Origin of the sequence: Vibrio splendidus, assembly GCF_002873455.1 — a bacterium.
In the GTDB taxonomy this organism is placed as follows: domain Bacteria; phylum Pseudomonadota; class Gammaproteobacteria; order Enterobacterales; family Vibrionaceae; genus Vibrio; species Vibrio splendidus_J.
This window is the reverse complement of sequence record NZ_MCUN01000009.1, coordinates 162,699-187,988: the sequence shown is the minus strand read 5'-3', so window position 1 is coordinate 187,988 and position 25,290 is coordinate 162,699. Positions and strand designations below refer to the sequence as shown.

Here is a 25,290-nt window from a genome sequence, read left to right as displayed (position 1 = left end):
AGAATACGGGAGAGCAGTGCCCTCCCCCGTCAGTAAACTAAGTTTGAATTACAGTAAGCCGTTTTCTTCTAGGAACACAGTCACTGAGGTGTAAACTTTTCCTGCGTTATCAGAACGCTCTGCAAATACCTTCCATTGGCCTTTCGCGATTTCACGGAACTTCTTACGCTCTTCTTGAGACCAGTCGTGGATAGTAATTTCTGGGTTCGCTTGAGCTTCTTTAAGTGCAGCTTGGTCAGCCATTTTCAGCTGAGTCGTCATGTCGTAAGAGAAGTCACGAACTGACGTTTGTAGAATCGTTTGTAGATCAGCTGGCATCTTGTCCCATTTCTTCTGAGAAATAGAGATATCGATAAGCGGCAGTGAGTGGAAGCCCGGTTGAACTGGATGTGTTGCAATGTCGTTCATGCCCGCTTTTTGGTTGGTAGAGAATACCGTGTAGTCCGCGGCATCAATTACGCCTTTGCTTAGGCCAGTAAATACTTCCGAACCCGGTAGGTTTACTGGAGTCGCACCCGCGGCTGCAAATACTTGTTGAACTAGGCCTTCAGGCGCACGTAATTTCAGGCCTTTAAGATCCGCAACACCATCGATTGGTTTTTTAGAAATGAAAGATTCAACACCCGTCGTAGAAGCACCAACAAATTGAACACCGTAAGGCTTGTACAGTTCGGTCATTAGCTCATTACCACCACCGTAGTTCATGTACTGAAGCAGTTGTGTTGTGTCTGACCATGCGCCAACCATGTTACCGATAAGACCAAATGCTGGATCTTTACCAGAGAAGTAACCTGTTGCTGTGATGTGACCATCTAGGATGCCCATTTTGATCGCGCCTAGCGTTTCTGTGTGCTTAACCACAGCGCCTACAGGCAGAAGATCGATATCAATACGTCCGTTAGACATCGTCTCTACGCGCTCAGCCCACTTCTGCTGAACCTTGAAGTTCAAGTCACCAGAAGGATCTGAAGATTGAATTTTAAGTTTAAAGTCTGCAGCCATTGCTGAAGTAGCAAATAGACCAGTGAGGGAGGCAGCAATCAGCGTTTTAGTCAGAGCTTTCATTTGGGTATCCTTATGAGTTTCACAGAGTCCGGTTTGTAATTATATGTTACCGGTAACGTTGAGGTGAATGTTACCGGTAACTTTACAGCCTTGTCTATGAGAAGGATCACATCTTTAACATTAGTAAAACGTTTGCTATCAATAAGAAAAATGCGACTGAAAAGTCACATTACAGGTTGGAGGTGGGATTTAATTTCTTTTTAAGTCAGTGAGATAACTAAGCCAGCAATGATAAACATGACGCCTACACCACGTGTAACGTGCCACTTTTCCTTTAAAAAGTAGATCCCCATCACTACGCCGAAGATGATACTTACTTGCCTAAGAGCAACAACCAAGCTGACGTTCTCAGTCATGGTCATCGCAAACAACACCAAACCATAAGTCGAAGCCATCATGATGCCGGCCACTGTGGCTTTCTTTCGCAGTGTCCAAGCATTAGTAAACTCGATTCTTTGGTTGGTTACGAATAACCAAACACTCAACGGAATCACAATCGCCCAAAACTGAATGCCTAGGTAAAAAATCGCGGTGTGCTTGTTTGTGATAATAGATGTGCTTAATGGTTCTAATAGTAGAAGCGCCTCTTTATCAATAATGGAATAACCCGTGGTACCAATAGCGGCGATTAACGCCCACAGCACGCCAAGGTTCAGATACGCTTTTAACCTAAGATCTGAAAACTGCTTAAGTGGTACAAACAAACAGCCTAAGGTTATTAAAGTGAACCCAATCCATTGATTCGCTGACAATTCATAGCCGATCAACACGGTGCCTAAACCCACCATCAACACGGGAAGTGCTCGTGCCATTGGGTAAATCACACCGATATCAGCTTGTTTATAGGCCGCGCCTAACCCAATCAAATAGATGATTTGACAGATCCCACTCAAGAAAACCAGTTGCCAGAATGGAAGTGAGATATTTGATAGCCCTACACTGTGAACATACCAGAGCAAGTAAGGCGTCAATATCGCTGCGGCGGCAAAGCCAGAGGCTAAGAAGAATGACGAACCCGATCCTTGATTAGATTTACCTAGAACATTCCAACCCGCATGAAGCAAAGCCGAAATAATCACGATTACAATGGCAGAGAATTCCATTTCATTCCTAAATTATTGATGAATTAGCACAACGGCTGACAACCGGTGATAAAAAAGGCCTCCGAATAAGAGACCTTTGATCGTTTCAATTGGGCAATACTACATAATTGCAGATATGCCAGCATTCTAAAGTATGACTAGCGCTCTAGCTGGGCTATCGACTCAATGCTGATCGCATCATGACGCCAATACTCAATATCGCAGTCAATCAAATCACCGTTCTGATTGTAGTTAACACGCTCAACCACCATAGCCGGAGAACCCGAAGTCGCGCGCAGAGCTTGCGCTGTTTCGCCCAGCAATGATGTTGTGCTCACACGATAACGTATCTTTTGATACACCACACCAAAGTGCTCTCGGTATATGTCCGTCAATGACTTAGACAAGTCGTAGTCAAGCAAGTTAGGGAACAGTTCAGGTCGAATGTAGTTGGTCACATACACAACTGGCCTATCTTCAAGGTAACGAACTCTGTCCACTCGATAAACATCCGAAAAAGGTTGCAGCTCAAGAAGCTTAGTTGCTTCCTTGGTTGCTAACATACCTTTCGCTGCCACTAATTCTGTTTTCGGCTTACGATTCTGCGACAAAGCCATATTAGTGAAGTTCAGCGTTTGCGTTGGATCGTAGCGCAGCGGCGCTGGAGAGATAAACCAACCACGGCGGTCTTCTCGATAAATACGCCCTTCAGCTTCAAGTGAAGACAGCGCTTCACGCAACGTTACTCGTGTTGTATCAAACGATTCAGCCAGTTTGCGCTCCGCAGGCAGCTTCTGTCGTGGCGTTAACATCCCCGACTCTATTTGCTCTACGATGACGTCTTTTATTTTTACGTACTGCACTTCATTTCCTTTTATTTTTGTTCTTGTCGTCAGCCATTCCTTGGCCAACTGCAATATAAAATGGTTGGCTAGCGTTTGCGCCAAGCTTGGGTGCGCTTCTCAAATAACTTGTTGATTAGCATATGAATCAACTTCGCACTTGCCGCCGATATCATGATCATGACGGCCATGGCTGCTGCTGCACCGGTTTGTCCCGCATCGTCCATATTCAGTACTGAAACTGACGCAGGTATCGTATCGGTAGAATACAAGAATACTACCGCAGATGTCGTGGTAAGTGCATTAATAAACAGGTATGTCGCAATATCTAAAATCGCAGGCAAACAAACCGGCACGGTTACCTTAAAGAACAGCTTGTATTGCGGTAGGTTAACCGAAGCCGCCGTCGCTTCTATCTCCTCAGGCAGCTGTTTTAATGCGGTTAATGCCGTCATGTGCCCTACCGTGTAGTAGTGAACCACGGTGTTGATCACCAAGAACGCCATCGTGCCATACAAAAAGTTAAGTGGGTTGCTCAAGTCATTAAAGTAGAAGATGTACCCCAAACCCAACACCATGCCCGGAACTGCCATCGGCACAACACTGAGCATCTGCATTGCTTGACGAACAGGACCAAATGCTCTGCCTTTCTCGATGCAGTACGCACCCAAGAAAATCAGCACTGTACCGATAATAGCAGTCCATGCACCCAGCGTTAGAGAGTTGAAGAACGGCGTCCAACCATAAGTACTCATTTCTGCGAAGTTGTAGTTATTCAAGGTGAGTGCTTTGTTCCAAGGCCAGAACGTGACCATTGAACCGTATATCGCCATGCCTAGCACGATAACCACAGCAGCAGAGATGATGGTGCAATAAAGGAAACACACGCCATCACGTAGAGTGTTTGGTTCAGGTTGGTACGCGACGGATCGAGTATCAAACAAGCTCTTCTGTTTCTTTTGAACCCAGCGATCCACTGTAAACGCAAGCAATGCAGGCAACAGCAACAAAATACTGGTCACTGCACCCATAGAGAAATTCTGTTGCCCTACCACTTGTTTAAAGATGTCAGTCGATAGAACGTTATAACTGCCACCAATCACCTTTGGCACACCAAAGTCACAAACCACCAGCGTAAATACAACGATCAGAGTGCTGATCAAACCATACTTGGCTGCAGGTAGCGTCACCATGAAGAAGGTTTTAAGTGATGAAGTATTTAGAGCACGTGCCGCCTCATACAGACGAGCATCAGAAGTTCTTAACGAGGTGGTCAGAATCATCAAGGCGTGTGGAAAAGTCCAGAATATTAAGCCGAGTGATATACCAATCAAACCGTATACCGAGTTTCCCCCTAATACTTCTTTGGCGATACCTTGATTACCAAATAAGAAGATCAAACTGATCGCAGGAAGCAACGACGGAGCTAGAATCGGCGCTGAACCCAACACCTGAAAAAGCCCCTTAAAAGGCATACATGAACGAGTCAACGCATAGGCATAACCAAACGCTAATACACCTACGACAACCGTTACTAACAGCCCAAGTGTAAACGTGTTACCTACCGACTGCCAGAGGCTCTGCGAAGCAAAATACGTTGCGAAATTCTGTAATCCTACAAATTCACCGTCTGCGTTCTGAACACTCTTTTTCAACATTGCCCACAGAGGCATCAGAATGAATAGCGTCATGACCACTGACAAAAAAGCCAGAAGCCCGAATAGGATTACGTTGTCTTTACTTAACCGAGCAAGAAAAGGCGTTACTCGTCGTTGAATTAGCAGCTTAGATTGCATCATTTGAGTCGATTCCATGATTGTTACGCCGCCTCGTCTTTCATCACTTGCAGGCTTTCAGATGGGTAAGCTCTCAGACCTTCTTCATCAAACGCTACGTAACGAATATCGCTGCGACGCAGTTTCAATCGATTAAACTCTTTGACTGACACATCAACGATGATCTCTTTAGCCGTTGAGTCATGTTGCAGCTCGCACTCAACTCGATAGAACGCCCCGAGGAACTCGCTAGATATGATTCTGACGGGTAAAGACTCGTTAAAGCGATCAACAAACTGAATTTGTTCTGGACGCACCGCGATATCAAAACGGTCGCCATGCTTTGGTGTCAAATTATCTAAAACTGGCAACGTTAACATCGACTCTGCAATGCGCATTTTGCCTTTCGCAGCAACAGAAGCTTGTATAAAGTTCATACTACCAACGAATTCAGCGACAAAGCGGCTGACTGGATTTTGATAGATTTCTTGCGGAGCACCCACTTGCTCGATAACACCATGATTCATGACCACAATGCGATCGGCCATGGTTAAGGCTTCATCTTGATCATGAGTCACCATGATGGTGGTAATGCCCAGCTTACGCTGCAATTGACAGATCTCATCACGCAGGTGTGTTCTTACCTTCGCATCAAGCGCAGAGAGCGGTTCATCGAGGAGTAGCAAACCTGGAGACAAGGCCAATGCACGAGCGAGAGCCACGCGTTGCTGTTGTCCACCAGACAGTTGATTTGGGTATTTTTGGCCAGAAGTTGGTAAACCAATGGTTTCTAACCAAGATTCTACCGCTTCCAGAGCTTCTTTGGTCGACATCCCTTGGTTCTTCAAACCAATTGCGATGTTCTCTTCCACAGTCAGGTTTGGAAATAGAGCATAAGATTGGAATACGATACCAAAATCGCGTTTCTCAGGAGGTAGGAACGTCGTATCCGCTCCATTCTGCTCAATAGAGCCTGAGGTCGGTAAATCCAGTCCTGCAATCGCACGTAGGAGTGTTGTTTTACCGCAGCCAGACGGGCCAAGGAAACAGACGAACTCACCTTTTTCGATCGATAAGGATATGTCTTTTAACGCTGTAAATTGGCCAAATTGTTTTACAACGTTTTCAATATTCAAATAAGTTTGGTTGCTCATACTACAGCACTCTCTATATGGTATATACCAAATTTAAACTTTGAATATTGCAGTTGAGTGACAAATTTATAGAAGCTAAATGACAGTTATATTGCAGATATAATAAGCATTAAAGATTGCTATTTGTTCAGCATTAAAAGTGAGCTCAACGTTGAAAGCCCTCAATGACTTGCCCATAAATCACTGAGAGCCTAAATGTAAACTTCTAATTTAAACGCTAGATTAATCTATGATTCAACCTTGTCGGCTTTGCCCGCCGCACCTGCGAGTTTGGATAACTGTTTATCTAGCCACAATGGCGTGTTACCCGAATCTTCTGCGTTCTCTTTTCTTCGCACCGCATCACGCACCATCATCGCCCCAACCCAACGAAATGGCTCTGGTGGGAAATAGCCTCGTGGACCGCGAGTTAAACCACTACGTGTCCATTCGTTATCATCTCCTAACACCATTGAAGACAAAATTTTGCCTCCCATGCGAGTTTGAGCCACACCATTACCTGAGTAACCGAGCCCATAATAGATGTTGTTTTGATCTTTTAGATTACCGAAAAATGGCAATCCTGTGACGGAGCGGTCTGAACCGCCTGACCAGTTGTAATCGAATTCATTCTGTTCCAGTTTAGGGAACAATTTCTGGAAAGATTGATTGAGGATCGGTATGTAGTTAGTCGTTTGGTTGAACATGCTTTCAACTTGATTGGCAAACGAGAATTTATTGCCGCCTTTGCCCAACATGAGTCGTCCATCTTCAGTGTCACGGTAGTAATGAACAAAGATGCGTGAGTCCACTACCGCCGCTCCTTTTTCGGGACCAAACTGCCTGAGTTTTTCTGGAATAGGCTTGGTCACTACCATGTCAGACGAGACAACCACAATGCTGCGTTTGAACTCTTTAAAGTGATCGAGCATCCATGCATTGAGCGCTAAGATCACTTTATCGGAAGTTATCGTCCCACCCTTAGTTTGGACGCGAACTGGTGAGCCGTAATCAAGAGAAGTCATTTCTGTATTTTCGTAAATTTCGACACCCAATTCGATCGCAATGCGGCGTAAGCCTCTCGCTAATAACGCTGGCTGAACGCTACCCGCAGCTTCCGAGTAATAACCTTCAATGTGGCGATCCGACCCTGCTTTATCAGGCAATGACTGATCGCACTTCTTCCAACTGTTGATACCCTGCTTGACCAACTCATTAACGACAGGCTTCATTCCGCCCTTTTGAGCTTCATTGGTCGCCGTGTAGTAAGTGCCACTTCTATAAAGATGCGCATCGATTTTATGCTCGTTACAGAAAGCTTCGATCTCGTAAATGACCTTTTCAGATTCCTTAACTAGCCATTTGGCTTGCTCTTTTCCATAGAGTTTTTTCAGCGTTGGATATTTAGTTGACCAAGTCAGCATACACCCGCCGTTCGCACCAGAAGCACCGCTGCCACACAAGCCTTTTTCAATCACTACAACATGTTTTTCGGGCTGTTGTTGTTTGATTAAAATCGCCGTCCATAAACCGGTGTAACCACCGCCGACAATGGAGATATCACAGTTAACGTCTTTTTGAAGCGGTTTAGCGGATTCTAGCCCAGTATTGATGCTGCCAAATTCCTGTTCCAATGCTTGCTTGAACCAATATGAGTAGTGCTTTGTCATTTGTTGTACCTTACTTAAAACCTAAAGGTGTAAAACTAAAAAAGGAAGACCGAAGCCTTCCTTTACTGATTCCTAACTTCTAATGAGCTGCATACCTAATGGACTACGTGTCTAATAAACCACGTGTCGAATAAGCTCGGTAGATAATTAACCAAGGAGCTCATGAACTAAAAAGCTCAGCAGATTAAGATTTTGGCTCTGATTTAGCGTCAAACTTCTCAGACCATGTTTTCAGAACATCTGCACGTTCACTGCCCATACGAGCGAAGTCCATTTTTGCCATGTTCTTCTCTACGTTCGGGAAGTTCTCTGCTTTACCTGTGACATCTTGGTGGCCAACAACTGGGTACATTTCAATGTAAAGTTCATTCGCTGCTTTAGAGATAGACCAATCGATAACACGCTGTGCTGCATCTGAAGGCTTAACAAGACCTACCGCTTCAGATTCCCAACCGATACCTTCCGGTGTAATCACAGAAAGTGGCGCGCCTTGAGTCTTCAGCTTCGCGCCGCGGCTCGCCATAGAAATACCGATAGCCACTTCACCCATACCCGCTTGAACACATGGCTTCGAACCGGAGTGCGTGTAATGAGCAATGTTTTGATCAAGCTTCTGCATGTAGTTCCAACCTTGGTCTTCACCCATGTTTTGTAACCAAGCCGAAACCTGCATGTAGCCCGTACCAGAAGACGCTGGGTTTGGCATTGCAATGTGGCCTTTGTAGATAGGCTTCGTTAGGTCATCCCAAGATTTAGGTGCAGGTAGGTTCAATTGCTTAGCAACTACTTCGTTGAAACAAACCGCATTGAAGAATGCGTCATTGCCATACCAAGCTTGAGTAGATTGCGGGTCGTTGAGGTTTGAACGCAGTGCTTCTACACCTTGAGGTGTGTAAGGCTTGAGAATGCCCTCTTCTTTAAGCAAAGCCATAGAAGAGCCCGCAAGACCCCATACTACTTCTGCACGAGGGTTGTTTTTCTCGGCCAATAATTTTGCCGTCATGATCCCAGTTGAATCACGAACCCATTTGATGTTGATGTCTGGGTTTTCACTTTCAAATGCGTTTTTGTATTTCGCTAAAATGTCAGTTTCGAAAGCGGTGTAAACCGTCACTTCCTGTGCTGCATAAGCATTACCAGCCAATAGAGTAACTAATGCTGCAAGTGATCCTTTCATAAAACGGTTTTTCATCATTTTCTCCAGTCAGGCCCGATGCCAAGGTTAGGAATTGCCAAGGTTAAAGTTGTTAAGGCTAGAAGCTCCATCTAGAGGCTTCTATATCCATAAATTCATTTAGGTTGTGAGCACATACCTTTACATTGGTATGTACCAGATTTCGAGTATTAAGCTAACTGGCTTTTATGACGATTAAATGAACAAAAAATGGCAGTTTAAAGATCGGGGAATTTCTCAAGAGAAGTGACCAATTTTAATATGAAGCTTTTGTGAAAATGATGTTTAGGCTATTTACGACCGTTTAAATTGGTTGTTAAAGTAATCGCAAATATTGGTATAGTCCAAAATCAACATCGCGAGAATTGAACATGAGAAACGAATACTTACTACTGACACCAGGTCCTCTATCTACTTCTGAAACCGTTCGCCAAGCGATGCTAAAAGATTGGTGTACTTGGGATGATGAATACAACAAAGACGTTGTTGAAGTGATTCGTAGCAAGCTTGTGACTTTAGCGACTAAACAAGCGGGATATACAAGTGTGCTAATGCAAGGCAGCGGCACTGCTTCAGTTGAAGCAACAATCGGTAGCGTTATCTCTAACAGCGGTAAGCTTCTTGTGGTTGATAACGGTGCGTATGGTGCTCGTATTGCTCAAATCGCAGAATATTTAAACATTCCATGCCATGTCGTTTCCCCAGGTGAAACATCACAGCCTGACTTGAACGAAATGGAAACGGCATTGGCCATGGATTCAGACATTACTCACGTGGCGATTGTCCACTGTGAAACCACCACTGGTATGCTGAATCCAATTGAAGAGATTGCCAAATTGGCAAAACAGCACAACAAAACAGTCATTCTAGATGCGATGTCGAGTTTTGGTGGCATCCCTATGGATATTGCTGACTTAGGTATCGATTACATGATCAGCTCTGCAAACAAGTGCATTCAAGGCGTGCCGGGGTTCGGCTTTGTTATTGCAAAACAATCAGAACTGGAAAAGTGTAAAGGCCAAGCTCGCTCATTAAGCCTTGATTTGTTTGACCAATGGCACTGTATGGAAAGCAACCATGGGAAATGGCGCTTCACCTCTCCGACTCATACGGTGCGCGCTTTCTACCAAGCTCTACTTGAATTGGAACAAGAAGGCGGTATTGAAGCTCGTCATAATCGCTACCAAACCAACCAAACCACATTGGTTGCAGGTATGCGTTCTCTTGGTTTTGAACCGTTACTCAATGATGATCTTCACTCACCTATCATCACCTCTTTCTACTCTCCAACTCATAGCGATTACCAATTCAAGGAATTCTATGACCGATTGAAAGAGCAAGGGTTTGTGATTTACCCGGGCAAGGTTTCAAACGCAGACTGCTTTCGAATCGGTAACATCGGTGAAGTTTACCCGTCAGACATTGAAGCTCTCATTGGCGCTGTAGAAAACGCTATGTACTGGGACATCAAATAATGACGACGACCAATCAAGAGCAGATTCTAAAGGCGACACACTTTCGAAGCGAAGGCGATGTGAACACCACGCCAGCGCGTGAGAAGTGGAACGAATCGCTAAACGATGATGCGACTCAAGCAATGTTAAAGCGTGACTCTGACGTGTTTCTTCACCAAGCCATGTCAACGCCTTGCCTAGACACACTTGAAGCAGCCGAAGGCATCTACATTCAAGATGCGACGGGCAAGAAGTACATGGACTTTCACGGCAATAATGTTCACCAATTAGGTTATGGCCACCCACATATCATTAATAAAGTGACTCAGCAAATGGCGTCATTGCCGTTTTCACCACGTCGCTTCACCAATGAAACAGCCGTTCAGTGCGCTGAAAAGCTGACACAGATCTGCGGTGGTGATTTGAATCGCGTGTTGTTTGCTCCCGGTGGTACATCGGTGATCGGCATGGCACTCAAACTGGCTCGACATGTCACCAACAACTTCAAAGTCGTTTCATTGTGGGATTCCTTCCATGGCGCGTCACTGGATGCAATCTCTGTCGGTGGTGAAGCTTGTTTTCGTGAAGGCATGGGCCCGTTAATGGCAGGCGTAGAACGTATCCCACCAGCGGTCTCTTATCGTGGTGCTTTCCCGCTTAATGACTCTTTATCGCTTCGCGGGCAAAGCTCAGGCGATAACAATGAGACGGCATGTGATGTGCACTATGCCGATTACCTTGAGTACGTGATTGAAAAAGAAGGCAGTATTGGCGCCTTCATCGCAGAAGCGGTTCGTAACACCGATGTTCAAGTGCCAAGTAAGGCTTATTGGAAGCGTATCCGTGAGATCTGTGACAAACACAACGTCATGTTGATCATTGATGACATCCCAAATGGCATGGGTCGTAGCGGTGAATGGTTCACACACCAAGCGTTTGATATCGAACCTGACATCCTATGTATTGGTAAAGGTTTCGGCGGTGGTTTGGTTCCAATTGCAGCCATGGTCACCAAAGACAAATACAACACGGCAGCGCAGGTATCACTGGGTCACTACACCCATGAGAAAAGCCCTATTGGCTGCGCGGCAGCACTTGCCACCATGGAAGTAATTGAGCAACAAAACCTACTTAAAAAAGTGCAAGCAGACAGCGCTTTCGTGCATGAACAACTGCTTCAAATGAAAGAGAAGTACCCAGTCATTGGTGACGTTCGCGGCATCGGCCTGCTCTGGGGCGTGGAATTGGTCACTGACCACATCACCAAAACCCGAGCTTTCGATGAAGCAGAAGCGGTGCTTTACCAGTGTCTAAACGATGGCCTGAGCTTTAAGGTGTCACAAGGTAACGTGATCCAGTTGAGTCCACCATTAATCATCAACCGCAACGAACTAGAAGTCGCTCTGTCTGTATTCGAAAAAGCGATAGCAAAAGTCTGCAGAGACTTTGAGTACCTTTGAAAGCATGCCTTGAAGCAATAATTTCAAATAACCAATAACCTAAAACAACCCGTAACCTCGCGTCTGAACCTTTGAGTATTAAACAGGCGGGAAGTGACACACAATAGGACATTATTATGAACACAACATCACCTATCCAAGCGGTTATCTTTGACTGGGCTGGCACTATCGTTGATTTCGGTTCGTTTGCTCCAACCAGCATCTTCGTTGAAGCATTCAAGCAAGGTTTCGACTTTGATATTGTTCTAGCAGAAGCACGTGAACCTATGGGTATCGGCAAATGGGATCACATCCAGGCGGTGGGTCGAATCCCAGCTGTTGACGCTCGTTGGAATGCTCAATTCGGACGCTCGATGACCAGCGAAGACGTTGATGCGATCTACGCGGCATTCATGCCTCTTCAAAAAGCGAAAGTAGCGGATCACGCAGCGCCAATTTTAAACGCGATTGAAGTCGTTAATAACTTAAAAGAGAAGAACGTAAAAATAGGTTCTTGTTCTGGTTACCCACGAGAAGTGATGGACGTACTGATTCCAGCTGCAGCAGATTACGGTTACCATCCAGACAACGTCGTAGCGACGGATGACTTACCTCAAGGCGGTCGCCCTGCTCCATTCATGGCACTTAAAAACGTAATCGACCTTGGTGTGACTAGTGTTTCAGCATGTGTGAAAGTGGATGATGCAGCACCTGGCATCGATGAAGGCCACAACGCCGGCATGTGGACAGTAGGTCTTGTTCTTTCTGGTAACGAAGCAGGTTTGACGTACCAAGAATATTTGGATGCCGACGAAGCGACACTTGCAGCTGCGCGTGACAAAGCAAGTATGAAGCTAAATAGGTCAAACCCGCACTATTTGATTGATACTATTGCAGATCTACCAGATGTCATTGTCGATATTGAAAAACGTTTAATTGCAGGCGAGCGCCCTTAAACTCTTAAACTCTTAAACTCTTAAACTAGCTCGATAAATCCACATTCTGTATAAAAAAAACAACACAAAACCTCGTAAAACTACGTCAGTGATGCGAGGTTCATCCGATTCCAACATTTAAGACAACATATTATTGACAAATAAAACAGTAAATAGCACCTTAAATATATAATATTTAACAATTTCATTGACTACGATACGCAATCAGATTAACAATATAAGTACTAAGTAAAAAATAGATCCAGCTGAGCCAACGCCTTGGTTTACTTTTTGTAAGCAGTGTCATACCCCAATAAGTAATCGTTCTCCTGGCAGGTTCAGATAACAATAAGAGTTAATCCAAGGATAAGATTATGAAAAAACTGTCAAAAATCATGTGTGCTGTTGTTGCGGCTTCAGGCCTAGCAGCAGCTCCTTCTATTGCTGCAACCACTTACGTTGGTGCAAAAGTGGGTGTGGGCTGGCTAGACAGCGCGTGTGTAGCTGGTGCTAAATGTGATGACGATGCAATCGGTGCAGGTATCTACTCTGGTTATAACTTTAGTGACAGACTTGGCATTGAGTTGAGTTCTGATTTCTTAGGTGATTACAAAACTAGCTTCTCAAAGAATGGCACTACATCATCATTTAGCGATCCTCTGATCGCAATTTCTTTAACTCCAATGTACCGTTTACCTGTACAGCAAGAGTTTGACGTATTCTTCAAAGCCGGTCCTGCTTACATTTCTCACGGTGGCGAAGATGACGTTGTTCTTACTGCTGGCATCGGTGTTGAGAAGCAGCTTTCTTCTGACTGGGCACTGCGTGTTGAATACCAATACTTTGATGATTTCGACGACAACTACGTTCAAGACCTAAACTCAAATCTACTGTCTGTTGGCGTAAGCTACAACTTCGGTACAGGTAACACAACGGCTTCAGCGGCAGCGGCTACAGCTTCTGCGGTAGCAGTAACACAAGCGCCATCTGAGCCAATCACAGAGCCAGTAGTTGTTGTTGAAGAAAAAACAACCGTTGTTGTTACTAAAGCGCAAACTGAAAGCTTCTCTCAAGGTATGTTTGAGACAAACAGCACTGAACTGTCTACAGATGGCAAAATTGCATTAATGCCATTAGTTGAAGTACTTAAAGCTCACCCTCAATCATCAGTTGATGTTGTTGGTCACACTGACTCAACAGGCGCAGCTGAATACAACATGATGATCTCGAAGAAACGTGCTGCTGCTGTAGCCGCGTACATCGAAGAGCAAGGCATCGAAGCAGACCGTATTTCAGCGTCTGGTGAAGGTGAAGAGAACCCTATTGCATCAAACGATACTGCAGAAGGCCGCGCTCAAAACCGTCGTGTTGACGCAACGATCCCTGGTTTTGAATACCAAGAAGAAGTCAAAGTTGAAGAAGTTGTCGTAGAAGCTGCTCAATAACGCTATCTATAACAACTAAAAAATTAAGGGCGGAGCACTTTCAAGTGCTCCGCCCTTTTCTTTATCAGGCTCTCCCCATATGCCGTCAGCTATAAGTAGAAGCCGTAAAAATCAGTCTACCGCCAAGCAGTACAATTAGAGACTAGACGATTTCCCAACTGTGGGTCATCTCTACACCGGCACCCAACATTAAGCATACTGAACAATACTTTTCTAACGAATCCGCACATACCTTAGCAACAAGTTCAGGATCAAGATTGTCACCAGATACTTCAAAATGAATATTAATCACGGTAAAGATTTTCGGCGCTGTTTCACGACGTGTCGTTTCTAGTTTTGCATTACAACCAGTGATGTTTTGTCCTGCAGATTTCAAACCATCCACTACATCAACAGAGCTGCAACCACCCGCGGCCATTAACACCATTTCCATTGGGCTTGGAGCCGTTGCGCCACCGCTTCCATCCATAACGACAGAGTGGCCTGACTGAGATTGACCTAAAAATTTAAAGCCTTCGACCCATTTAACTTCTGCTTGCATGTTGTTCCTTAGATGTACGAGAGACGCCATCATTATTTGTTATTGCGTACCAATGTCTACACCCTACTACTGGCGCCATTTATGAGCAAGATTTTCTCTGTGACATATTTTTTTGTAAATGATGTAATTTTTTCCATCTTAAACCTGTCTCTATACGTACATTCAAAATCGAATGAAAAGAACGTCAAGATGAGGTATCTATGAATAAATTATCTAAAATATTGGTATCACTCGTGGTTGCTCTGCCACTGATTTCTCTGTTTGTGAGCCAAACTGGCACTGCCAATACTATGGATAAAACGGCTAATTCAGGGAAAAGTGAAGTCGCGACCCTAGCTGGTGGTTGTTTTTGGTGTACAGAATCTGATCTAGAGAAACTCACAGGGGTAACTGACGTTATTTCTGGATATTCTGGTGGCGAGCTAGAAAACCCAACCTACAAGCAGGTATCATCGGGTAAGTCTGGTCACATCGAAGTGATCAACGTGACTTATAACCCTGATGTGGTTAGCTACGAACAGGTGCTTGACCAATTCTTCAGACACATCGATCCAACTGATGACAAAGGTTCATTCGTTGACAGAGGTCCACAATATCGACCTGCTGTTTTCTATCATAACCAGGAGCAAAAAGACGTCGCTCAGAACTTCATGATGGAAATCGATAAGGCTCAAATCTTTGGTGAACCATTAAAAACAGAACTGATTAAGTTTGAAAAATTCTGGCCAGCAGAAGATTACCATCAAGATTATTACAAGAAGAGCAAGGTTCGTTATAACTACTACCGCTACGCTTCTGGTCGTGATCAATACCTAGATAAAATCTTCGGTGATGATAGAAAAGAAAATCCGAAAACGATCCGCCAAATCATCGATGGCAAAAATGCGACAGCTAATGCTAAGACATACAGCAAACCGTCTGATGCAGAGATCAAAGCGTCTCTAACTTCACTGCAATACGATGTTACACAAGACGACGCGACAGAGCGCCCATTTGACAACAAATACTGGGATAACAAGCAAGAAGGTATTTACGTTGATATCGTAACGGGTGAGCCTTTGTTCTCTTCAAAAGACAAATACAAATCAGGCACAGGTTGGCCGAGCTTTACACAGCCAATCAGCGAGGCTTATGTCGTAACGACTACGGACTACAAGCTGCTTTACCCAAGAACAGAGGTTCGCAGTAAATTTGGTGATTCTCATCTAGGACATGTATTTAAAGATGGTCCAAAGCCAACAGGTTTACGCTACTGCATGAACTCAGCCGCTATGCGCTTTATCCCAGCAGATAAATTGGCTGAAGAAGGCTATGAAGAATATATTGAAATGTTCGAAGGCTAAATACTAAGAAATTAGAGCTACACCTATAATAACAAAGCTAGCATATCGCTGGCTTTGTTATTACTGACAAAATGTGATTCATTAGCCTGCTAACGTTATTAACCCGTTAACACAGTATCTTCGGGATATTTCAATAAGGAAGGTTCTGGGCGAGCTAGCATATAAGCCAAGGTCAAGGGACCGATACGTCCAATCACCATAACGACAATCATGATGTATTTACCGGGCTCAGTCAGGTTCGCGGTTAAGCCAGCTGTTAAGCCAACCGTTGCAAAGGCTGAAATCACCTCAAACATAACTCGATCAAACGCTGCCTTTTCAGTAAGCATTAACAAAAACATCGCAGTGGTTAATAACGCCCCACTGACCACAATAATGGCCAAAGACTTTGTTACCGCTTGCCAAGTCACGGTGCGCTTAAACATCACGACATGCTTTTTCTGACGCAAGAATGTCCAAGTTGCGACAAACGCAACCGCAAAGGTCGAGACCTTAATACCACCACCAGTAGAAGTCGAACCAGCACCAATCAACATCAGTACGATCATCACCAATAATGCCGGTTGCGTATACTGAGACAAATCGACACTGTTGAAACCAGCGGTACGAGCACTCGCCGATTGGAAAAAAGCCGCTAACCACTGACCTTGGATAGAAAGGCCTTCCATGGTCGCTGAGTTATTCCTCTCCAATAACCAAAACATCACCGTACCCACCAACAACAAAGTTGGTGTTGCGGTCAACATGATCTTAGTGTGCAGATGCAAGTGCTGGAAGCCTTTACGCCAGTTACTCGATAAGTCCCCCACTACCGTGAAGCCTAATCCACCAAAGATGAATAAACCCGCCAAAGTACAAATCACCAATGGATCATCAACAAAACTCATCATACTGTCTGAGAACAGCGCGAAGCCTGCGTTATTGAATGCAGATATAGCGTGAAAGAGCGCATAAAAGCTCCCCGTTGCCCATCCCATTTCTGGAACCCAACGGAAACAGAGCAATACAAAACCGACAAATTCCGCCACCAACGCAAAGATGATGATCTTCTTAACTAACTTACGGAGATTAATCTTACGATCTTGACCCAGCGCTTCCTTCGCCAAGGCTTGTTGCTTGAGACTTAATCTAACGCCAAACATATAGAGCAGCACTGCAGACAGGGTCATCTGCCCTAAACCGCCGACTTGCATCAAAAACATCAGCAGTATTTTGCCCGCCAGAGTGAAATGTTCACCCGTATCGACAACACCCAAGCCTGTCACACTGATTGCGGATGTGGCAGTAAACAGCGCATCTGTAAAACTAAGTCCGGTTACAGAAAAGACTGGCAGCGTCAACAAGATTGCAGAAGGGATAAGAACACCTAAGAAACTCGTAAGGATAATCTTTGGCTCTGAGCCTTTGCGCGGCTTTTTATCTGTATTGAGCGTGTAGAAAGTACCTTTTCGTTTCAACGAATTCATACGGTTACCTTATTACCAATTACTTATTATCAGTTACCAATTGCGCAGCTTTCTAGACAAGGTCTCTTTCGGCCCTGCGATGATCACCACATCACCGATTTCTAAACTGACATCCAGTTCAGGTGCTTTGGTTAGGTTCGGGCCGCGCTTGAAGCCAAGTACTTCAACCCCTACCTCTTTGCACAGCTTTAGGTCGCGAAGTTGCTTACCTAAAAACTTTGAGCCAATAACGATTTCTGTCATCGCTAAGCCACTGCCAAGGTCGATAAATTCGAGAACGCGTCTGTCCAGCATCTTACGAGCAACACGAATACCCATATCTCGCTCCGGCATGATGATATGGTCAGCACCAATCTTAGAGAGGATCTTGCCGTGGAACTTATCATTCGCCTTAACCCAAACTGCTTTTGCTCCAGATTCTTTCACCACCAAGGTCGTTAGAATGCTTGAGTTAACGTCAGAGCCTATCGATACCATCACCATATCGTAATCATCGAGTCTTAACTCTTTTACTGTCTCTTCGCTCGTGCAGTTCGCAACAATCGCTTGTGAAACAAAAGCCGCTGCTTCTTTCACTCGCTCTTCATCAATATCGACGGCCAGTACCTGTGCGCCTGAACTTTGCAGCTCTTTGCAAACAGACAGACCAAATCGCCCTAAACCGATAACTGCATATTGTTTGTCGCTCATTTGAAATCCTGTTTAGAAATTTTAATTACACGGGGATAGCCAAACCTACATTAGTTTCTATCTCAAAAAAAGTTAGTTCTGCAAGAATAAGGTTATACTATTGTCATAATCGCTTGATTTATAAAGGTAGAGAACAACTCGAGTTTCTGCTAATTTCCAATTCATAATTTCTGCGGCAGCACACACAATGAATGAATTCATAACCCAAGTACAAACCTACATCAACCAGAGCCATAGTGATTGGGCAAACAGCGTCCTATTCATCACTATTGCGAGTTTTCTCGCTTGGGTAGCTTGGCGAATTATCCATAATCGCTTAGAAATTCTGGTTAAGAAAACTCCATTCCACTGGGACGACCTACTGCTAGAGGCTCTAAAAACGCCTGTCAGTACGTTACTTTGGTGTTGGCCTGCTACTGTGTCTATTGGCCTAATCCTTCAAGATCAATTTGGCAATGAAATCAACTGGTTAAAAACGCTTAAGCACATACTGATCATCTGTACTTTTGTTTGGTTCACGTTGCGAATGATCAGCAACTCTGAAGTATATGTCTTAGAACAGAAGACCAGGGACGAAACCACCGTTCAGGCTATCGCGAAAGTCGCTCGCTTGTTCTTTATGGTGATGGGCGGCCTGACCATCATGCAGGCGTTTGGGCTCAGCCTTTCCGGCTTACTCACCTTTGGTGGTGTGGGTGGCTTGATCGTCGGTTTAGCGGCTAAAGACTTACTGTCGAACTTCTTCGGTGGCATGATGATTTACTTCGACCGCCCATTTAAAGTTGGCGATTGGATACGCTCACCTGACCGCCAAATCGAAGGGACAGTTGAACGCATTGGCTGGCGTATGACCATCATTCGCACCTTTGATAAGCGTCCTTTGTACGTGCCGAACTCTGTGTTCAGTAACATTGTGGTGGAGAACCCATCAAGAATGTTGAACCGCAGAATCAATGAAACGTTTGGGCTTCGCTATCAAGACGCAAACAAGCTTGCTCTGATTGTGAATGACGTAAAAGCCATGCTTGAAACGCACCCTGACATTGATGCCAAGCAGACCTTGATTGTTAACTTTGATAAATTCGGACCATCAACCCTGAACTTCTTTATCTACACCTTCACCAAGACGGTTAATTGGGTGAGATACCACGAAGTGAAACAAGATGTTTTATTGCAGGTATTAGCGATTATCCATAAGCACAATGCTGATATCGCCTTCCCAACACAAACACTTAAGATTGAAGCGCAAGACATCAACGATTCTCAAGGTGTAATGAATTCGAGTCCTGAAGCTCATCGATAAACCATAAGCGTGGTAACATGGTGTTAGTAACCCTTTACGCCTAATTACCATTCTATGATTTTACCTGTCATCCTAGCTGGCGGCTCTGGAAGCCGCCTCTGGCCACTGTCTCGAGAGCTCTATCCTAAGCAATTCCTGAATATTGCTGGCGAACAGTCGATGCTTCAGCAAACACTTCAACGCCTAAAAGGGCTTGAGAGGCACTTAATAGATAGCACCTGCGCTGCCCCACTCATCATCTGTAATGAAGAACACCGCTTTATTGCTGCAGAGCAAGTTCGCGCCGCGAATATCAAACACAGTGGAATCCTACTAGAGCCTGTAGGTAGAAATACAGCACCAGCCATTGCGCTTGCTGCCCTGCAAGCTCTAAGTAAATCAACCGATGAAAAATCGCACGGATCTGATCCTATTTTATTAGTGTTGGCTGCCGATCACCACATCGCTAAAACCTCTGAATTCCAACAAGTAATTAGCCATGGTGTTGATTACGCCAAACAAGGCAAACTGGTGACATTCGGGATCACTCCGAACGCGCCAGAAACGGGCTATGGTTATATCAAACAAGGGCAACCACTTCCCTCTAGCCTACAACTAGAAACTAACGCTACAGAGCAACCAGTCCATCACGCCTACACCATTGAATGCTTTGTAGAAAAGCCAAACAAAGTAACCGCAGAAGCATACATCCGTTCAGAACAGTACCTATGGAACAGTGGTATGTTCATGTTTAAGGCATCACGCTATCTTAAAGAACTCGCTGAACATAACCCAGAAATCTTGGCTGCTTGTAAATTCGCTCTTGCAAAGCAAAATGCCGACCTCGATTTTATCCGTATCGACGCTGAAGCATTTAAAAGCAGCCCAAGCGATTCTATCGATTATGCTGTGATGGAAAAAACCTCACACGCGGCAGTGATCCCAATGGATGTTGGTTGGAATGATATTGGCTCGTGGTCTGCTATCTGGGATGTAAGCGACAAAGACGAACACAATAACGTCATTGAAGGTGACGTGTTAACCGTCGACTCTCAACACAACTACATCCATGCTGAAAACAAGCTAGTTGCTACTGTAGGTGTCGATAACCTGATTATTGTAGAGACCAAAGACGCCATATTAGTCGCAGATAAAGACAAGGTTCAGGGTGTTAAATCAATTGTTAATCAACTAAATCAAGCAGGTCGAACAGAGCATATTCATCATCGCGAGGTATTTAGACCTTGGGGTAAATACGATGTTATCGATCTAGGTAAACGTGACAAAGTGAAACGCATTACCGTCAAACCTGGTCATAAGTTGTCGCTGCAAATGCATCACCACAGAGCTGAACATTGGGTGGTAGTGGCAGGGGCTGCAAAGGTAACCAACGACGAAAAAACGTATTTGATCGAAGAAGATCAATCGACTTACATCCCTTTAGGTCACATTCACTGCCTAGAGAACCCAGGCGAGACACCTCTTGAAATGATTGAAGTTCAAACTGGCAGCCATTTAAGTGAAGACGATATCATTCGATATCAAGATAGTTATGGGCGAGATGCTCGAAGCCAACAATCTGATTCATCCCAAAACAACAAATCGAAATAGAAGCGGCGACAATCAAATGAAACCAACATTAGATCTTAGCTGCTTTAAGAACAACGACATTCGCGGCATCATTGGTAACCAAATCAATGAGCGTTTTGCCTATCTGCTTGGAAAGGCTTTTGGTGAATACCTCCTATCACAAAATGCCAAGACTCCAGATGCATGGCGTCCAGTCGTTATTGGCCGAGACAACCGTGAAACGTCTTTGTCACTGCAAGAAGCCATTACTGCAGGCTTAATCGAGTCCGGGATAAGCGTCATTGAACTTGGGATAACTGGCACTGAAGAAGTCTACTTTGCGACTCGTCACCTAAAAGCGATTGGCGGAATACAAATCACAGCCAGCCATAACCCAATCAATTACAACGGAATGAAATTAGTCGGTGCTGACGCTAGCCCCATCAGTAAAAACAGTGGTTTAGATAAAATCAAACGACGCATTAAAGAACTGTATCAAGAGCTGAACGCCGATTTGCCGATCGTCCATGTTCAATCAAATAACTCCAACATATCGACCAATATTCTGGTTCCCTATGTAGACCACCTGCTCTCCTATATAACACTTTCTAAGCTTTCACCAATGAAGATAGTGGTGAACGCAGGGAACGGCGTCACAGGGCGTATCATTGATGATTTGGAAGCTCGCTTTACAACGCTCGACATTCCGATCTCCTTCATCAAGGTTCACCATACTCCTGACGGAACATTCCCTAATGGTATTCCTAACCCATTGATTAAAGAAAACCAAGCAGCCACTAGGGATGCCGTTTTACGTCACTCAGCCGATCTTGGTATTGCTTGGGATGGGGATTTCGACCGTTGTTTTTTCTTTGACGAAAAAGGCAATTACATTGAGGGTTACTATATTGTCGGGTTGCTCGCTGAAGCATTCTTGTTAAAAGAACCTAGCGCCACGGTGTTGCACGATATGCGTATGACATGGAACACGATTGAAGTCGCCAATAAACTTGGAGGGAAGGCTGTTGCAGTCAAAGCCGGACATGCTCTCATAAAAGAGAAGATGAGAGAATTGAACGCTGTGTACGGCGGTGAAATGAGTGCGCACCATTATTTTCGTGATTTTGGGTACTGTGATTCAGGAATGATTCCTTGGCTACTGGTTATTGAATTGATGTCGAAAACCCAACAGTCTCTTCATCAATTGACCAGTGCAAGTATGAATAGATTCCCCTCTTCCGGAGAGATAAATCGCAGAGTTTCAGACTCAGAACAAGTCATGGCTTGTGTGTTGTCACACTATCAAGATAATGCTGTTGAGATCGATCACACAGACGGGCTCAGCATGAATATGGGGACATGGCGCTTCAACTTAAGAAAGTCCAATACCGAGCCATTGATACGCCTCAATGTGGAAACCACAAAAGACATAGCTTTACTGTCACTTAAGGTCGACGAGTTACTGTCTTTTCTCACTTAATAGTACAAGGCAGTTTCCGTTTACAACTAAGAACCACAAAAAAGCCCTTACTAGCAACGGCTAATAAGGGCTTTGAATTTTCAGTCGCTTAGTCGCTGACTGTAATTAGTCTATTTGTTGCGGCGAGCTTCAACAGCGCCTGCCAACTGGCGAAGTACTGTTTCAGTATCTTCCCAACCAATACATGCGTCAGTAACGGATTGACCATATGTCGCCGCTTTACCCTCAACTAGGTCCTGACGACCTTCAACAAGGTGAGATTCAATCATCACACCAAAGATAGCTTTGTCACCGCCTGAGATTTGCGCGCTCACATCATCAGAAACGTTCATTTGACGCTTAAACTGCTTAGAGCTATTTGCGTGGCTGAAATCAATCATTACTTTCTGTGGAAGGCCTGATGCTGCTAGTTCTTCTTTGATTTTACCTACATGCTCAGCGCTGTAGTTAGGTTCTTTACCACCACGTAGGATGATATGACAGTCAGGGTTACCCACTGTTTCAATAATAGCTGAGTGCCCGTACTTAGTTACCGATAAGAAGTGGTGAGAAGCGCTGGCAGAGCGAATTGCGTCTGTTGCGATCTTGATATTGCCATCCGTGCCATTCTTAAAGCCAACTGGGCAAGATAGGCCTGAAGCCAGTTCACGGTGAACTTGAGATTCTGTCGTACGTGCGCCAATTGCGCCCCAGCTGATTAAGTCAGCAACGTATTGAGGCGTGATCATATCCAGGAATTCACTCGCCGTGGGCATACCAAGATCAGTTAGATCAAGAAGCAACTTACGTCCAAGTCGAAGACCATCATTTAGTTTGAACGTATCGTTCATGTATGGGTCATTGATTAGGCCTTTCCAACCAACCGTTGTACGTGGCTTTTCAAAGTAAACACGCATTACGATTTCAAGATTGTCGCCGAGTTCGTCGCGTAGCACTTTCAAACGTTTACCATATTCAAGCGCAGCTTCTGTATCGTGAATAGAACATGGGCCAACAATAACAAGCAAGCGGTCGTCGCTTTCTTCTAGAATATTGTGGATCGCTTTGCGGCTTTCAAAGGTTGTAGAAGAAGCAACTTCTGTCGCTGGAAACTTTTCTAAAACAGCAACAGGTGGTAATAACTCTTTTACTTTGTTAATTCTTACATCATCAGTCTGGAACATTGCTTACTTCTTCCTTTTTTCTATCCTTGAGCTGAATGCACGTTGTCTCACGTAACTTTCTATCAGCACTAATCTTCTTGTTCCCTGTAACTTAACTAGTAAAAACTCTAGTTTCAATCACTAATTAAAAATAAACGCAATTTTTTTTGTGTTTTATATTTAAAACACCCTGTATAACATTATTTACACGCCATCGATTGCGTAATTTATAGGGAGGTAAGAGCAGTTGTTCTTCAAGCTTCACCATGCATCTGAAATTGTGTAGAACTTAAAAACAAAAAAGCTCACGTCATTAACGTGAGCTTTTTCTAATTACATTCTTTTCAATGGCTTAACAACGCTATCAAGCCCTTCAATTTTCAGAGCAAGGCATAGTTTTAATAAGTCACCTAGTTCACCAGACGGGAATCCCTTTTTATCGAACCACAGCAAATATTCTTCAGGTAAGTCAATCAATGTACGACCGGCGTACTTGCCAAACGGCATTTGCATTCTGGCAAGTTTGATCAGGTTCTCTTTCTCTAGCATTACAGGCTCTTTCTAGGCGTCATCGATATTCTGTAGAGTATCACCTAAACGTTCAACCCAATAGTTGATCGCATCTTTGGCATCATCAGCGAATCAATCATAGTTGAAACGTCTTTATTTCCTGCTTCTCGGTCGAGAACTGTAAACAACGAAGTGCCTTCTTCTGCTAAGACAAATTTTTGGTCAATCACCATAGAATCTTCGTCGTCTAACTTGGTTCTCAATCACTGCGCATCACGTAGCCCAATCCTTGCCCAAACTAAGTCAATGCCTCCGTCAGGGCCAGGCTGAAAATCTTCATAACTGGCGAATTTAGTTGCGGTTTCAATTAGGCCATCTTCATAACCAAGCAAGAAGATGCTAGTTGCAACAAGTAAAAGGCTCTTAGAGGGTTGTAGAAAAAGGGGGGAGGCTCAGAACTAACTCCAAAATTAGTCATTCTGAACGGTGTGCGCATACTCTACGATTACCTGATTTCCTTCGATATAAGCATTTTGGATCTCACCATCAACGCTCATTCTACTTTTCAGGTAGACCACTTTAGGCCCAGAATCATTACCTTCTTTAAGTGAAGGAAACACATTCCGAGGCTCTAAATGAAGTAAACGACAAAAGTGACTAGCGAAAGACATGGTTAATGGCGTCTCGCCTTTTAGCACTCTAGAAAAATCCAGCTGGTTCATCCCTAGCTTTTTTGAAAACTCCATCTGCGTAATTCGCATTCTCGATTTGTGCGACATCCACGTTTGATACAACGCATCTCTATCTAGTTCTGTGAACTCCATACCGACTCCTTTATATAGCTCATGCAAATCAATTGTCCGGCTTTTCATACATAGCATGTCAGAGTTTGGTTAGTGGAAATCAAAGGTTTGGTTTTGATATGCGCCCAACTCTTTTAAGGAACGGGATTTTATAACAAGAAATCATTCACTAAAACGATTAGAGTAAATACTTTCTTCATTTATATCAATAATTTATACATTAACTCAATAAACATTTAGCAAGTTAATTTGTATTAAGAATTAAAAGTTCGAGATTAGCATTCCACATTTCAATCTATTGGTTCGCATTTATAAAACTGGTTGGCTACATTTCGTTTGCTCAAGCGCACTTCTGGCAAACTATTTGAAAGAATAGGACGCAAAGCCACCGGTCTGTCGACAAATATTCTGTCTATGATAGCGGGGCCGCCACTTAATAGGATTTAAGTG

21 protein-coding genes, 1 pseudogene and 1 riboswitch are annotated in these 25,290 nt (G+C 44.2%); of the genes and pseudogenes, 8 read left to right on the top strand and 14 right to left on the bottom strand.

Translation table 11 applies throughout. The features are described 5' to 3' along the window. Nucleotides 1–48: 48 nt before the first annotated feature. From BCU75_RS07880 to BCU75_RS07850, 7 genes are all read right to left on the bottom strand, one after another. Nucleotides 49–1,065, bottom strand: a complete 1,017-nt coding sequence (locus BCU75_RS07880; protein ID WP_102353626.1) for a TRAP transporter substrate-binding protein — start codon at nt 1,063–1,065, stop codon at nt 49–51. A gap of 200 nt (nt 1,066–1,265) precedes the next feature. Further along, a complete protein-coding gene (locus tag BCU75_RS07875) occupies nt 1,266–2,168 on the bottom strand; it encodes a multidrug transporter (RefSeq protein WP_102473454.1) in 903 nt (300 codons plus the stop codon). Nucleotides 2,169–2,305: 137 nt separating this feature from the next. Then, nucleotides 2,306–3,010, bottom strand: a complete 705-nt coding sequence (gene phnR / locus BCU75_RS07870; RefSeq protein ID WP_016789432.1) for a phosphonate utilization transcriptional regulator PhnR — start codon at nt 3,008–3,010, stop codon at nt 2,306–2,308. Nucleotides 3,011–3,078: 68 nt separating this feature from the next. Further along, the gene (locus tag BCU75_RS07865) at nt 3,079–4,788 is read right to left on the bottom strand and encodes a putative 2-aminoethylphosphonate ABC transporter permease subunit (protein WP_198593403.1); all 1,710 of its coding nucleotides are present in this window, start codon (nt 4,786–4,788) and stop codon (nt 3,079–3,081) included. 20 nt (nt 4,789–4,808) lie between these two features. Continuing rightward, nucleotides 4,809–5,918: a putative 2-aminoethylphosphonate ABC transporter ATP-binding protein gene (locus tag BCU75_RS07860; protein ID WP_102473453.1), complete on the bottom strand. Its 1,110-nt coding sequence runs from the start codon at nt 5,916–5,918 to the stop codon at nt 4,809–4,811. Between the two features lie 227 nt (nt 5,919–6,145). After that, entirely contained in the window at nt 6,146–7,567 is a 1,422-nt protein-coding gene (locus BCU75_RS07855; RefSeq protein WP_102473452.1) for an FAD-dependent oxidoreductase, read from the bottom strand. A 184-nt stretch (nt 7,568–7,751) separates the two neighbouring features. Further along, entirely contained in the window at nt 7,752–8,762 is a 1,011-nt protein-coding gene (locus tag BCU75_RS07850; protein ID WP_017094998.1) for a putative 2-aminoethylphosphonate ABC transporter substrate-binding protein, read from the bottom strand. Nucleotides 8,763–9,112: 350 nt separating this feature from the next. Here BCU75_RS07850 and phnW point away from each other — a divergent pair, with 350 nt between their 5' ends. The 4 genes from phnW to BCU75_RS07830 all read left to right on the top strand — a co-directional run bounded on the left by phnW (nt 9,113) and on the right by BCU75_RS07830 (nt 14,014). Next, nucleotides 9,113–10,216, top strand: coding sequence for a 2-aminoethylphosphonate--pyruvate transaminase (gene phnW, locus BCU75_RS07845; protein ID WP_102473451.1), 1,104 nt, complete (start codon nt 9,113–9,115; stop codon nt 10,214–10,216). After that, complete coding sequence (locus tag BCU75_RS07840) at nt 10,216–11,655, top strand: aspartate aminotransferase family protein (protein ID WP_102473450.1); 1,440 nt, start codon at nt 10,216–10,218, stop codon at nt 11,653–11,655. Before phnW ends, BCU75_RS07840 begins: the two co-directional genes overlap by 1 nt. A gap of 116 nt (nt 11,656–11,771) precedes the next feature. Further along, entirely contained in the window at nt 11,772–12,590 is an 819-nt protein-coding gene (gene phnX / locus BCU75_RS07835) for a phosphonoacetaldehyde hydrolase (RefSeq protein WP_102473449.1), read from the top strand. Between the two features lie 353 nt (nt 12,591–12,943). Next, nucleotides 12,944–14,014: an OmpA family protein gene (locus tag BCU75_RS07830; RefSeq protein WP_102473448.1), complete on the top strand. Its 1,071-nt coding sequence runs from the start codon at nt 12,944–12,946 to the stop codon at nt 14,012–14,014. A 142-nt stretch (nt 14,015–14,156) separates the two neighbouring features. Here the strand turns inward: BCU75_RS07830 and BCU75_RS07825 are convergent, their stop codons facing one another. Beyond that, complete coding sequence (locus BCU75_RS07825; protein ID WP_017068628.1) at nt 14,157–14,555, bottom strand: OsmC family protein; 399 nt, start codon at nt 14,553–14,555, stop codon at nt 14,157–14,159. Nucleotides 14,556–14,755: 200 nt separating this feature from the next. Between BCU75_RS07825 and msrB the strand changes: the two genes are divergently transcribed. Further along, nucleotides 14,756–15,898 (top strand): peptide-methionine (R)-S-oxide reductase MsrB, encoded by a 1,143-nt coding sequence (gene msrB, locus BCU75_RS07820; RefSeq protein WP_102473447.1) that lies wholly within the window; start codon nt 14,756–14,758, stop codon nt 15,896–15,898. Between the two features lie 98 nt (nt 15,899–15,996). Here msrB and BCU75_RS07815 read toward each other — a convergent pair whose 3' ends face one another. Together BCU75_RS07815 and BCU75_RS07810 are read right to left on the bottom strand one after the other, a co-directional pair. Next, the gene (locus BCU75_RS07815) at nt 15,997–17,364 is read right to left on the bottom strand and encodes a TrkH family potassium uptake protein (protein ID WP_017106228.1); all 1,368 of its coding nucleotides are present in this window, start codon (nt 17,362–17,364) and stop codon (nt 15,997–15,999) included. A gap of 33 nt (nt 17,365–17,397) precedes the next feature. Further along, nucleotides 17,398–18,054 (bottom strand): potassium channel family protein, encoded by a 657-nt coding sequence (locus BCU75_RS07810; RefSeq protein ID WP_017106229.1) that lies wholly within the window; start codon nt 18,052–18,054, stop codon nt 17,398–17,400. A 187-nt stretch (nt 18,055–18,241) separates the two neighbouring features. Between BCU75_RS07810 and BCU75_RS07805 the strand changes: the two genes are divergently transcribed. Genes BCU75_RS07805 through BCU75_RS07795 form a run of 3 tightly spaced genes read left to right on the top strand, consistent with a single transcriptional unit; the run spans nt 18,242 to nt 22,385 of the window. Beyond that, nucleotides 18,242–19,357 carry a mechanosensitive ion channel family protein gene (locus tag BCU75_RS07805; protein WP_102473446.1) on the top strand — a complete coding sequence of 372 codons (1,116 nt, stop codon included), beginning with the start codon at nt 18,242–18,244 and terminating at the stop codon, nt 19,355–19,357. Between the two features lie 54 nt (nt 19,358–19,411). Next, nucleotides 19,412–20,947 carry a mannose-1-phosphate guanylyltransferase/mannose-6-phosphate isomerase gene (locus tag BCU75_RS07800; protein WP_102473445.1) on the top strand — a complete coding sequence of 512 codons (1,536 nt, stop codon included), beginning with the start codon at nt 19,412–19,414 and terminating at the stop codon, nt 20,945–20,947. A 16-nt stretch (nt 20,948–20,963) separates the two neighbouring features. Then, the gene (locus BCU75_RS07795; protein ID WP_102473444.1) at nt 20,964–22,385 is read left to right on the top strand and encodes a phosphomannomutase CpsG; all 1,422 of its coding nucleotides are present in this window, start codon (nt 20,964–20,966) and stop codon (nt 22,383–22,385) included. A 110-nt stretch (nt 22,386–22,495) separates the two neighbouring features. Here the strand turns inward: BCU75_RS07795 and aroG are convergent, their stop codons facing one another. From aroG to BCU75_RS07775, 4 genes and pseudogenes are all read right to left on the bottom strand, one after another. After that, complete coding sequence (gene aroG / locus BCU75_RS07790; protein WP_102473443.1) at nt 22,496–23,548, bottom strand: 3-deoxy-7-phosphoheptulonate synthase AroG; 1,053 nt, start codon at nt 23,546–23,548, stop codon at nt 22,496–22,498. Between the two features lie 312 nt (nt 23,549–23,860). Further along, the gene (locus BCU75_RS07785; RefSeq protein ID WP_004730103.1) at nt 23,861–24,076 is read right to left on the bottom strand and encodes a DUF3820 family protein; all 216 of its coding nucleotides are present in this window, start codon (nt 24,074–24,076) and stop codon (nt 23,861–23,863) included. A 12-nt stretch (nt 24,077–24,088) separates the two neighbouring features. Further along, nucleotides 24,089–24,435, bottom strand: a pseudogene (locus BCU75_RS07780) (hypothetical protein). 72 nt (nt 24,436–24,507) lie between these two features. Then, nucleotides 24,508–24,861, bottom strand: a complete 354-nt coding sequence (locus BCU75_RS07775) for a transcriptional regulator (RefSeq protein ID WP_102473442.1) — start codon at nt 24,859–24,861, stop codon at nt 24,508–24,510. Between the two features lie 323 nt (nt 24,862–25,184). Beyond that, nucleotides 25,185–25,274: riboswitch (cyclic di-GMP riboswitch) on the top strand. Nucleotides 25,275–25,290 lie beyond the last annotated feature (16 nt).